Raw genomic sequence first — 12,014 nt, forward strand, 5'->3', positions numbered from 1 at the left:
GTTTCTGTCTCCATGGCCGCGCGCGCCCCTCACGGAGGCGGCGCGCGGCATCACACGGCGTGTGTGTTAAACGGTCATCGGGTTGGGCTTCGACGGATCGAGGTTGTACTTGGCGATCGCATCGGCGACCACTTTGCGCTCGATCGTGCCCTCGTCGGCCAGCGCGTTGAGCGCGGCGACGGTGACCCAGTGACGGTCGACTTCGAAGAAGTGACGCAGCTTCTCGCGGGTATCCGAGCGGCCGAAGCCGTCCGTGCCCAGCACGACGAAGCGGCGATCGATCTGGCCGCGGATCTGGTCGACCAGCGCGCGGACGTAGTCGGTCGATGCGATGACCGGGCCCTGCGTGTCCTTCAGGCACTTCTGCACGTGCGACAGACGACGCTCTTCGGTCGGATGGAGCAGGTTCCAGCGTTCGACCTGGTGGCCTTCACGCGCCAGCTCCGTGAAGCTCGGCACGCTCCACAGGTCGGCGGCGACGCCCCAGTCGTTCTTCAGCAGGTCGGCGGCAGCGATCACTTCGTTGAAGATCGTGCCCGCGCCGAGCAGCTGGACGCGCGGCGCCTTCGCGTCGGCGTCGGCCTTCTTGAACGCGTACATGCCCTTGATGATGTCGGCCGCCACGTGCTCGCCCTGCGGAATCGCCGGGTGCTCGTAGTTCTCGTTCATCACCGTGATGTAGTAGTACACGTCTTCCTGGTCCGCCACCATGCGGCGCAGGCCGTCCTGGACGATCACGGCGAGCTCATAGCCGAAGGTCGGGTCGTAGCTCACGCAGTTCGGCACCGATGCCGCCCACAGGAGCGAGTGACCGTCTTCGTGCTGCAGGCCTTCGCCGTTCAGCGTCGTGCGGCCCGCGGTACCGCCGAGCAGGAAGCCGCGCGAACGCATGTCGCCCGCGGCCCATGCCAGGTCGCCGATCCGCTGGAAGCCGAACATCGAGTAGAAGATGTAGAACGGCACCATGATCTCGCCGTGCGTCGAGTACGACGTCGCCGCCGCGATCCAGTCGCACATGCCGCCCGCTTCGTTGATGCCTTCCTGCAGAATCTGGCCGGTTTCCGATTCCTTGTAGAACATCAGCTGGTCGGAATCTTCCGGCACGTACTTCTGGCCCTGCTGGTTCCAGATGCCGATCTGGCGGAACAGGCCTTCCATGCCGAACGTACGCGATTCGTCCGGGACGATCGGCACGACGCGCTTGCCGAGCGCCTTGTCCTTCAGCAGGATGTTCAGGATCCGCACGAACGCCATGGTCGTCGAGATCTCGCGGCCTTCGCCCGTGCCCTTCAGCAGCGGCTCGAACGCGTCGAGCGCCGGCACCGGCAGCGACGTCGCCTTCTCGCGGCGATGCGGCAGGTAGCCGCCGAGGTCCATGCGCTGCTTGCGCATGTATTCGAGTTCCTTCGAGCCTTCCTCGAACTTCAGGTACGGCACGTCGGCGATCTGCTCGTCGGTGATCGGCAGGCGGAACTGGTCACGGAACTTCTTCAGTTGCTCGACCGGCAGCTTCTTCTGCTGGTGCGTGATGTTCATTGCCTGGCCCGACTCGCCCATCCCGTAGCCCTTGATGGTCTTCGCGAGGATGACGGTCGGCGCGCCCTTCGTGTGCGTGGCTTCGTGGAAAGCCGCGTAGATCTTGTGCGGATCGTGGCCGCCGCGGTTCAGCGCCCAGATGTCGTCGTCCGACCAGTCGGCGACGAGCGCCTTCAGTTCAGGCGTGTTGAAGAAGTGCTCGCGGACGAACGCGCCGGATTCCGACTTGTACGTCTGGTACTCGCCGTCGACGACTTCCATCATGCGGCGCATCAGCGCGCCGGACTTGTCGCGTGCGAACAGCGCATCCCAGCGGCTGCCCCAGATGACCTTGATCACGTTCCAGCCGGCACCGCGGAATTCCGATTCGAGTTCCTGGATGATCTTGCCGTTGCCGCGCACCGGGCCGTCGAGACGCTGCAGGTTGCAGTTGATCACGAACACGAGGTTGTCGAGCTTCTCGCGGCTCGCCATCCCGATCGCGCCGAGCGATTCCGGTTCGTCCGTCTCGCCGTCGCCGAGGAATGCCCACACCTTGCGGCCTTCCGTCTTCGTGATGCCGCGCGCTTCCAGGTACTTCATGAAGCGGGCCTGGTAGATCGCCATGATCGGGCCGAGGCCCATCGACACGGTCGGGAACTGCCAGAAGTCCGGCATCAGCCACGGGTGCGGGTACGACGAAATGCCGTTGCCGTCGACTTCCTGGCGGAAGTTGTCGAGCTGCTCTTCCTTCAGGCGGCCGAGCAGGAACGCGCGTGAGTAGACGCCCGGCGACGAGTGGCCCTGCACGAACACGAGATCGCCGCCGTGCTGCTCGGACGCTGCGTGCCAGAAGTGGTTGTAGCCGACGTCATAGAGCGTCGCGGCCGATGCGAACGATGCGATGTGGCCGCCGACGTTCGTGTCCTTGCCTGCGCGCAGCACCATCGCCAGCGCGTTCCAGCGCGTGTACGAACGGATGCGGTGCTCGATGTCCTGGTCGCCCGGGATCTTCGCCTGCGCGGAGACCGGGATCGTGTTGATGTACGGGGTATTCGCGGAAAACGGCAGGTGTTCGCCGTGCATGCGGGCGAATTCGATCTGCTTTTCGATCAGGTAGTGCGCGCGGCCAGTGCCCACGGAGGAGATTACGCCGTCGAGCGACTCGAGCCATTCGACGGTTTCCTGCGGGTCGTCGTCATGTTCGGCGGCGACATATTTCATCACTTCGTTCGGTACAGCGGACATTCTCGTCTCCTGGGTCCTGGAATGTGAGGATCGCTCTCATGCAGACGACGCGACGCGACCGGCTGCGGGCAAGCTCCGACGGATTGTAATGAGCGTGCGCGGGCCTGCGCAACAAAATTTTCGAATTGTGAGATCTTTTCTCGCAATGCGAAATATTGCTGCGCTGCACCCATATTTCGGGGCTCTCGGGCGCGCCGCGGCTGAACAAATCCGTTTCCGTTCAACATATCCGGTATAGGTTTTCCATGTATTGCGCTGCGCTACAATCCTGCCATGTTGACCGATCGGCTTTTCGCACGCTCGGCGCGACCGTCGGGCCCGCCGGCGGAGTCGCAGCCGTCCCGTTGGCACCACGGACCGTGGTGGTCCAATTCCTATTTGCTGACGCCCCTGCTGTCGATCCTGGTGTTCCTGGTGGTGATGAGCCTCATCCTGTGGAGCCTCAACCGCCGCGAACAGCAGCAGCAGGAAGACACCCTCTTCCGTAACGTCGCGTGGGCGCAGCAGCAAATCCGCCTGTCGATGACGGGCGCGCAGGAACAGCTCCAGGCACTGTCGCGCGATCTCGCCTCCGGCCGCCTCGATCAGAACGCGTTCCAGATGGCGGTCGCGGACGTGATGCAAACGCATCCGGAAATCCTCTATCTGAACTGGTACACGTCGCCCGGCGTGCAGCGCTGGCCGACCGTGCATCCGCCGCTGCTCGGCCAGCGGCTCGCGAAGCCCGGCGACGCGCAGATGCAGGACGCCGTGCGCGGCGCGTACGACGAAGCGCGCAGCACGCGCCGCCAGGCCTATTCGCCGCTGATCTACGACGACTTCGGCAACGGCTTCATCACGCTGCAGACCCCCGTGATGCGCGGCGACCGCGAGTACCTCGGCTCGATCGCCGCGGTGTTCTCGGTCGAAGGCATCCTGAAGCACGACATCCCGCAGGAGTTGTCGTCGAAGTACAAGATCTCGATCACCGACGCGAACAACCGCGAGCTGTCGTCCACGTCGACGCGCCCACGCCTGCCGCGCGACTCGCACTACGACCTGCCGCTCGACCCGCCCGGCCAGGGGCTGACCGTGCGCGTGTACGCATTCCCGCAGCTCACGAACCTGACCAACAACACGCTCGTGTGGCTCGTCGCAGGCCTGTCGTGCTTCGTGCTGTGGAGCCTCTGGAGCCTGTGGAAGCACACGCGCCAGCGCTTCGAGGCGCAGCAGGCGCTGTACGCGGAAGCGTTCTTCCGCCGCGCGATGGAAAACTCGGTGCTGATCGGCATGCGCGTGCTCGACATGCACGGCCGCATCACGCACGTGAACCCCGCGTTCTGCCGGATGACGGGCTGGGACGAAACCGACCTCGTCGGCAAGGTCGCGCCGTTCCCGTACTGGCCGCGCGACGCGTACCCGGAAATGCAGCGCCAGCTCGACATGACGCTGCGCGGCAAGGCGCCGAGCTCGGGCTTCGAGCTGCGCGTGCGGCGCAAGAACGGCACGCTGTTCCATGCGCGCCTGTACGTGTCGCCGCTGATCGACAGCTCGGGCCGCCAGACCGGCTGGATGTCGTCGATGACCGACATCACCGAGCCGAAGCGCGCGCGCGAGGAACTCGCGGCCGCGCACGAGCGCTTCACGACGGTGCTCGAAAGCCTCGACGCCGCGGTGTCGGTGCTGGCCGCCGACGAAGCCGAGCTGCTGTTCGCGAACCGCTACTACCGCCACCTGTTCGGCATTCGCCCGGACGGCCATCTCGAGCTGTCGGGCGGCGGCTTCGACCGCGCGCAGGCCTCGTCCGACTCGATCGACATGGTCGACGCGTTCGCGGGCCTGCCGGCCGCCGCGCTGACGAGCAGCACGGCGGACGCGCAGGAGGTGTACGTCGAGAGCATCCAGAAGTGGTTCGAGGTGCGCCGCCAGTACATCCAGTGGGTGGACGGCCACCTCGCGCAGATGCAGATCGCGACCGACATCACGACCCGCAAGAAGGCGCAGGAACTCGCGCACCAGCAGGAAGAGAAGCTGCAGTTCACGAGCCGATTGATGACGATGGGTGAAATGGCGTCGTCGATTGCTCACGAATTGAACCAGCCGCTCGCCGCGATCAACAACTATTGCTCGGGCACGCTCGCGCTCGTGAAGAGCGGCCGCGGCACGCCGGAGACGCTGCAGCCCGCGCTGGAAAAGACCGCGCAGCAGGCGCTGCGCGCGGGGATGATCGTCAAGCGGATCCGCGAATTCGTGAAGCGCAGCGAGCCGAAGCGCCAGCCGGCTCGGGTCGCGGACATCGTCGCCGATGCGGTCGGGCTCGCCGAAATCGAGGCCAGGAAGCGCAGGATCCGGATCGTCACGGAAATCCTCGCAAGAATGCCTATTATTTATGTCGACCCCGTGCTGATCGAGCAGGTGCTCGTGAACCTGATGAAGAACGCGGCCGAGGCGATGGCCGACGTGAAGCCGGCGTCGGCGGACGGCGTGATCCGCGTCGTCGCCGACATCGAGGCGGGCTTCGTCGACATCCGCGTGATCGACCAGGGCCCGGGCGTCGACGAAGCGACCGCCGAGCGCCTGTTTGAACCGTTTTACAGCACCAAGTCCGATGGCATGGGCATGGGGCTGAATATCTGCCGTTCGATCATCGAATCGCATCGGGGGCGTCTGTGGGTGGTCAACAACGTCGAGCCGGATGGCCGCATTTCCGGCGCGACGTTCCACTGCAGCCTGCCCATTGGGGAACCCGCTGATCTCGGCCAAGGGGGGCGCGAGGCATCGGCATCACATACCGTTACGGGAGAACTATGAATAGCCCTGTCACCACCACTCAGGAAACCGTCTTTGTCGTCGACGACGACGAGGCCGTACGGGACTCGCTGCGCTGGCTGCTGGAGGCGAACGGCTATCGCGTGCAATGCTTCTCGAGCGCCGAGCAGTTCCTCGATGCCTACCAGCCTGCGCAGCAGGCCGGCCAGATCGCGTGCCTGATCCTCGACGTCCGGATGTCGGGCATGAGCGGCCTCGAACTGCAGGAGCGCCTGATTGCCGACAATGCCGCGCTGCCGATCATCTTCGTCACGGGTCACGGCGACGTGCCGATGGCCGTCTCGACGATGAAAAAGGGTGCGATGGACTTTATCGAGAAACCGTTCGACGAAGCCGAGCTGCGCAAGCTCGTCGAGCGGATGCTCGACAAGGCCCGAAGCGAAAGCAAGAGCGTCCAGGAACAGCGCGCCGCGAGCGAACGCCTGTCGAAGCTGACCGCGCGCGAGCAGCAGGTGCTCGAACGGATCATCGCGGGCCGCCTGAACAAGCAGATCGCCGACGATCTCGGCATCAGCATCAAGACGGTCGAAGCGCACCGCGCGAACATCATGGAAAAGCTCAACGTCAACACGGTGGCCGACCTGCTGCGCCTCGCGCTGTCGAAGAAGCAGGCCTGAACGGGGTTGCCGCGCGGCCCGGGCAGCCCTGCCCGGCGGGCCGCGCCACCGCCGTCGCGCGATGCGGCCTACTCGCGCGGCGGCGTTCTTCCCGGCGCGCAAGCGCCGCAGCCATGACGCTTCCCGTGCATTCGATGTCGGACGGCGGCAGGCGGACGGTATAATTCCGTGCTTTGCTGCGGTGCCCCTCGGGCGCCGCACGCCCGCATTCCAACTTCCCGGCAGGACCACCACCATGACAGCCCTCCTCATCGACGGCAACGCCCTTTCGAAGACCCTGCGCGCACAGGCCGCCGAACGCGCCGCCGCCCTGACCGCACGCGGCCACCAGCCCGGTCTCGCGGTGATCCTCGTCGGCACCAACCCGGCCAGCGAAGTCTACGTGCGCAACAAGATCAAGGCGTGCGAGGACAACGGTTTCTTCTCGCTGAAGGACGCGTACCCGGACACGCTGTCGGAAGCCGACCTGCTCGCGCACATCGACGCGCTGAACCGCGATCCGAAGATCCACGGCATCCTCGTCCAGCTGCCGCTGCCCAAGCACATCGACAGCCACAAGGTGATCGAGGCGATCGCACCGGAAAAGGACGTCGACGGCTTCCACGTCGCGAACGCCGGCGCGCTGATGACCGGCAAGCCGCTGTTCCGCCCGTGCACGCCGTACGGCGTGATGAAGATGTTCGAAGCGCACGACATCCCGCTGCAGGGCGCGAACGCGGTCGTGATCGGCCGCTCGAACATCGTCGGCAAGCCGATGGCGATGATGCTGCTCGACGCCGGCGCGACCGTGACGATCTGCCACAGCAAGACGCGCGACCTCGCCGCGCACACGCGGCAGGCCGACATCGTGGTCGCCGCGGTCGGCAAGCGCAACATCCTGACCGCCGACATGGTGAAGCCCGGCGCGACGGTGATCGACGTCGGCATGAACCGCGACGACGCGGGCAAGCTGTGCGGCGACGTCGACTTCGCGGGCGTGAAGGAAGTGGCCGGCCACATCACGCCGGTGCCGGGCGGCGTCGGCCCGATGACCATCACGATGCTGCTGATCAACACGATCGAAGCCGCCGAGCGCGCCGCCGACGCGGCCGCCTGAGCCCCTGCCCCGTTCAGCCGGCGTGCGGTTCCGCGCGCCGGCGCCTCGCCGGCCGCACCGCGTCCGCCGCGCCGTCAAACGCCTCCACCCTGCATTCGACCCCGCGTCAATCGCATCGTTAGAAACTAACGATTGGAAAGCGCACGATGCGCCCCAATAATGTCGATATCGGGTGCCGCATTGCCTTGCGCGCCCTACCCTTTTTCACTCCGGTTCATCCGGCAACAGACAGGGAGTCTTATGTCCGCCAGCGCCAACACCAACCCGCTGCTCGATTTCTCGGGCCTGCCCCGCTTCGGCGAGATCCGCCCGGAACACGTGACGCCCGCGCTCGACACGCTGCTCGATGACGCCAATCGCGCGGTCGAGACGGCCAGCGCGGCCGCGACGCCGGCAACCTGGGCAGCCGTCGTCGAGACGGTCGAGCACGCGACGGAGCCGCTCGGTCGCGCGTGGGGCATCGTCGGCCACCTGAACGCGGTGGCCGATACGCCCGAACTGCGGGCCGCCTATGGCGAGAACCTGCCGCGCGTGACCGAATTCTGGTCGAGCGTCGGCCAGAACCTCGCGCTGTACGAGAAGTACAAGGCGATCGCCGCAAGCGCCGAATACGCGACGCTGTCCACCGAACGCAAGAAGATCCTCGACAACGCGCTGCGCGATTTCCGCCTGTCGGGCGCCGAGCTGCCCGAGGACCAGAAGCCGCGCTTCGCCGAACTGCAGGAGCAGCAGGCCGCGCTGTCGAAGGCCTTCTCCGATCACGTGCTCGACGCGACCAACGCGTACGCGTATTTCGTGCAGGAGGAGGCCGACCTCGCCGGCCTGCCCGGCGACGCGATCGAGGCCGCCCGCGAAGCCGCGCAAAAGGATGCCAAGGAAGGCTGGAAATTCACGCTGCACTTCCCGTCGTACTTCCCGGTGCTGCAATACGCGGACAACCGCGCACTGCGCGAGACGCTCTACCGCGCCTATGCAACGCGCGCGTCGGAACTCGGGCCGCAGTACGGTGACGGCAAGGCCGAATGGGACAACACGGCGATCGTCGCCGATGCGCTGAAGCTGCGCCGCGAAGAGGCGCTGATGCTCGGCTTCCGCAACTTCGCCGAAGTGTCGCTCGCTCCGAAGATGGCCGAATCGCCGCAGCAGGTGATCGCGTTCCTCGAGGATCTCGCCACGCGCGCGCGCCCGCACGCGGAGAAGGACTGGGACGAACTGCGCACGTTCGCCGCGAAGGAACTCGGCCTCGCCGAACTCGCGCCGTGGGACGTCGCGTTCGCGGCCGAAAAACTGCGCCAGCAACGCTACGCGTTCTCGGAAAACGAGGTCAAGCAGTACTTCCCGGAACCGGCCGCGCTGAAGGGCCTGTTCACCGTCACCGAGACGCTGTTCGGCGTGCAGATCAAGCCGGACGACGCGCCGGTGTGGCACAAGGACGTGCGTTTCTTCCGCGTCGAGAACCGCGACGGCTCGCTCGTCGCACAGTTCTATCTCGACCTGTACGCGCGCGAAGGCAAGCGCGGCGGCGCATGGATGGACGACGCGCGTTCGCGTGCGAAGCGCGGCAGCAGCGTGCAGACGCCGGTCGCCTATCTCACCTGCAACTTCTCGGCGCCGGTCGGCGGCAAGCCCGCGTGCTTCACGCACGACGAAGTCATCACGCTGTTCCATGAATTCGGCCACGGGCTGCACCACATGCTCACGCGCGTCGACGAACTCGGCGTGTCGGGCATCAACGGTGTCGAATGGGATGCCGTCGAGCTGCCGTCGCAGTTCATGGAAAACTTCTGCTGGGAATGGGACGTGCTGTCGTCGATGTCGTCGCACGTCGACACGGGCGCCACGCTGCCGCGCGAGCTGTTCGACAAGATGATCGCGGCGAAGAACTTCCAGAGCGGGCTCGGCACGCTGCGCCAGATCGTGTTCTCGATGTTCGACATGCTGCTGCACGTCGACTTCGACCCGGCGGGCGCCACCGGCGTGACCGCATTCGCGCGCGAGATCAACGAGCGCTATCACGTGATCCCGCAAGCCGCGTTCTCGCGCTGGCCGAACACGTTCAGCCATATCTTCGCGGGCGGCTACGCGGCCGGCTACTACAGCTACAAGTGGGCCGAGGTGCTGTCGGCCGATGCGTACGCGGCGTTCGAGGAAGCGGCCGCCGCAAGCGGCAGCGTGCTCGATGCGGCGACCGGCACGCGCTATCGCCGCGAAATCCTCGAGGTCGGCGGCAGTCGCCCGGCGATGGATTCGTTCAAGGCGTTCCGCGGCCGCGAGCCGCAGATCGATGCGCTGCTGCGCCACAACGGGATGGCGGCACCCGCGCACTGAGCGGCCCGCCAGCGCGTTCTGCTGCATGTGGGCAAAGGCACCGCTTCGGCGGTGCCTTTTTTCATGGCGCGGGCGACTCGTCGTCGAACAGCGAGAACTGTCCGTGGCGCTCGGCGGTATCTTCGTCGATGCGCACGCCGACGCCGAGCAGCCGCACCGCCTGCGCCCGCCGTTGCAGCCCCTTCGCGAGCAGCGTGACGGCCGTGTCCGCATTCGTCGCATCGGCCACGCACTCGACCGTCGTGCGCTGGAAATCAGCGAAGCGGATCTTCACGTACAGCTTGCGGATCGAGCGCGCGGCGCCCGCCCGTTCGATCCGCGCGTCGAGTTGCACGACGAGGCGGCGGATTTCCTCCGCGCACTGCTCGAGCGTCGTCAGGTCGGTCACGTAGGTCGTCTCGACGCTGACCGACTTGCGCTCCTGGTCGGCCTGCACGCGCCGCTCGTCGATCCCGCGCGACAGTTCGTACAAGCGCCGCCCGAACGCGCCGAATTCGCGGTGCAGGTCGATCAGCGGCCAGTCGCGCAACTGCGCGCAGGTCTGGATGCCGAGCCGGTCGAGCCGCGTGGCCGTCACCTTGCCGACGCCGTGCAGCTTGCGCACCGGCAGCGCCGCGACGAACGCGTCGATCTCGTGCGGCCGCACGACGAACAGCCCGTCGGGCTTGTTCCAGTCGGACGCGATCTTCGCGATGAACTTGTTCGGCGCGACGCCGGCCGACACGGTCACGCCGACCGTGTCGAACACGCGCTGGCGGATCTCCCGCGCAATCAGCGTGGCACTCCCCTGGCAGCGCTCCGACCCGCTGACGTCGAGGTACGCCTCGTCGAGCGACAGCGGCTCGACGTCGGGCGTGTAGTCGCGATAGATCGCCATGATCTGCCGCGATGCCGCGCGGTACTTGTCCATTGCAGTGGGCAGGATCAGCAGGTCCGGGCACTTGCGCATCGCCAGCGCCGACGACATCGCCGAATGCACGCCATAGCGCCGCGCCTCGTAGTTGCAGGTCGCGATCACGCCACGCTGGTCGGGCCGGCCGCCGACCGCGAGCGGCCGGTTGCGCAGCGACGGGTCGTCGCGCATCTCGACCGACGCGTAGAAGCAGTCGCAGTCGCAGTGAATGATCTTGCGCATGCGCGGCTGCGCATCGCCCGGCGGCGGCGCGGGCGGATCGGCAGGCGGAATGATGGTCGGGTTCACGGTGCCGATACTGTACAAAAACACAGTGCCGGTTTCAACTGTCGCGTGCGGCCGCGCCCGGCGGCGCCGTACCGGCCCGCTTTGCGCGGATCGTACCGGCCGGGCACGGACAGCCGCGCCTATACTCGTCTGCCACAAGACACGAAACGCCAAGGTGACGGATGAAGACGATCGGACTGATCGGCGGGATGAGCTGGGAATCGTCGGCCGAGTACTACCGGATGATCAATCGCCATTCGAAGGCGCTGCACGGCGGCCATCACAACGCGAAGAGCGTGCTGGTCACGGTCGATTTCGCGGAGATCGAAGCGCTGCAGCGCACGCACGACTGGGCCGCGCTCGGCGAACGGATGGCCGACGCCGCACGACGGCTCGAGGCGGCCGGCGCCGATCTGGTCGTGCTGACCACCAATACGATGCATCGCGTCTGCGATGCGATCGAAGCCGCGGTGAAGTTGCCGTTCCTGCATATCGCCGATCCGACCGGCACTGCACTGCGCGATGCCGGCGTCGAGCGCGTCGCGCTGCTCGGCACGCGCTACACGATGGAGCTGCCGTTCTACGCGGAGCGGCTGCGCGGGAAGTTCGGGATGGAGGTGCTCGTGCCGGACGAACGCGGGCGCGGCGACGTGCACCGGATCATCTACGACGAGCTGTGCCACGGCATCGTCTCGCCGGAATCGCGTGCGACGTACGTGGCGATCATCGAGGAACTGGCCCGGCGCGGTGCGCAGGCCGTGATCCTCGGCTGCACGGAAATCACGCTGCTGATCGGCGCGAACGATTCGCCGCTGCCGGTGTTCGATACGACCGCGCTCCATGCGAAGGCGGCGGTCGAGTGGGCGGCGCGCTGATCGCTGCCGCGCGGAAAACAAAAAACCCGGCACGGGGGCCGGGTTCCTGTCGACGAAGCGCGCATCGGTCACTTGCGCTGCACATCGTCTGGTGTGCTTGGTTGCGGGGGTAGGATTTGAACCTACGACCTTCGGGTTATGAGCCCGACGAGCTGCCAGACTGCTCCACCCCGCGTCAGAGAAATAAATTATAGGGTGAGGAAGTACTCACGTCAATACTTTTGTCACAATTTCTTCCCGGTTCATCGAAACGGCCGCGCGCGGCGCCTTCCCCGCCCCGCACGAAGCGCGCGTTCGCGCCGCGTGCTCGCGGTAAGATGGCGGCCTTCGAATTCACCCCGCACGCA

General features: G+C 66.2%; 7 protein-coding genes, 1 tRNA gene and 1 pseudogene. 5 read left to right on the plus strand and 4 right to left on the minus strand.

All coding sequences use genetic code 11. The features are described from left to right. Positions 1–66: 66 nt before the first annotated feature. Both aceE and CFB41_RS38925 read right to left on the minus strand, forming a co-directional pair. Positions 67–2,763: a pyruvate dehydrogenase (acetyl-transferring), homodimeric type gene (gene aceE, locus CFB41_RS11280; protein ID WP_089456476.1), complete on the minus strand. Its 2,697-nt coding sequence runs from the start codon at positions 2,761–2,763 to the stop codon at positions 67–69. Positions 2,764–2,899: 136 nt separating this feature from the next. Beyond that, a pseudogene (locus CFB41_RS38925) lies at positions 2,900–3,117 on the minus strand (hypothetical protein); the annotation flags it as partial. On the opposite strand from CFB41_RS38925, the gene fixL reads away from it, so the two are divergent. From fixL to CFB41_RS11305, 4 genes are all read left to right on the plus strand, one after another. Beyond that, positions 3,037–5,553 carry an oxygen sensor histidine kinase FixL gene (gene fixL / locus CFB41_RS11290; protein WP_089440514.1) on the plus strand — a complete coding sequence of 839 codons (2,517 nt, stop codon included), beginning with the start codon at positions 3,037–3,039 and terminating at the stop codon, positions 5,551–5,553. The pseudogene CFB41_RS38925 and the gene fixL overlap by 81 nt on opposite strands. Further along, positions 5,550–6,188, plus strand: a complete 639-nt coding sequence (fixJ, locus tag CFB41_RS11295; RefSeq protein WP_006493245.1) for an oxygen response regulator transcription factor FixJ — start codon at positions 5,550–5,552, stop codon at positions 6,186–6,188. The genes fixL and fixJ overlap by 4 nt, the downstream gene beginning before the upstream one ends. Positions 6,189–6,423: 235 nt before the next feature. Beyond that, positions 6,424–7,284 (plus strand): bifunctional methylenetetrahydrofolate dehydrogenase/methenyltetrahydrofolate cyclohydrolase FolD, encoded by an 861-nt coding sequence (gene folD, locus CFB41_RS11300; RefSeq protein WP_089456477.1) that lies wholly within the window; start codon positions 6,424–6,426, stop codon positions 7,282–7,284. A gap of 240 nt (positions 7,285–7,524) precedes the next feature. Then, positions 7,525–9,612 (plus strand): M3 family metallopeptidase, encoded by a 2,088-nt coding sequence (locus CFB41_RS11305; RefSeq protein ID WP_089456478.1) that lies wholly within the window; start codon positions 7,525–7,527, stop codon positions 9,610–9,612. Positions 9,613–9,673: 61 nt separating this feature from the next. On the opposite strand, the gene dinB is transcribed toward CFB41_RS11305, so the two are convergent. Next, positions 9,674–10,837, minus strand: a complete 1,164-nt coding sequence (dinB, locus tag CFB41_RS11310) for a DNA polymerase IV (RefSeq protein ID WP_089456479.1) — start codon at positions 10,835–10,837, stop codon at positions 9,674–9,676. A gap of 137 nt (positions 10,838–10,974) precedes the next feature. Between dinB and CFB41_RS11315 the strand changes: the two genes are divergently transcribed. Further along, positions 10,975–11,667 carry an aspartate/glutamate racemase family protein gene (locus CFB41_RS11315; RefSeq protein WP_089456480.1) on the plus strand — a complete coding sequence of 231 codons (693 nt, stop codon included), beginning with the start codon at positions 10,975–10,977 and terminating at the stop codon, positions 11,665–11,667. A 98-nt stretch (positions 11,668–11,765) separates the two neighbouring features. Here CFB41_RS11315 and CFB41_RS11320 read toward each other — a convergent pair. Further along, positions 11,766–11,842, minus strand: a tRNA-Met gene (locus tag CFB41_RS11320). Positions 11,843–12,014 lie beyond the last annotated feature (172 nt).

It is taken from the genome of Burkholderia sp. AU33803 (assembly GCF_002223095.1).
Classification (GTDB): domain Bacteria; phylum Pseudomonadota; class Gammaproteobacteria; order Burkholderiales; family Burkholderiaceae; genus Burkholderia.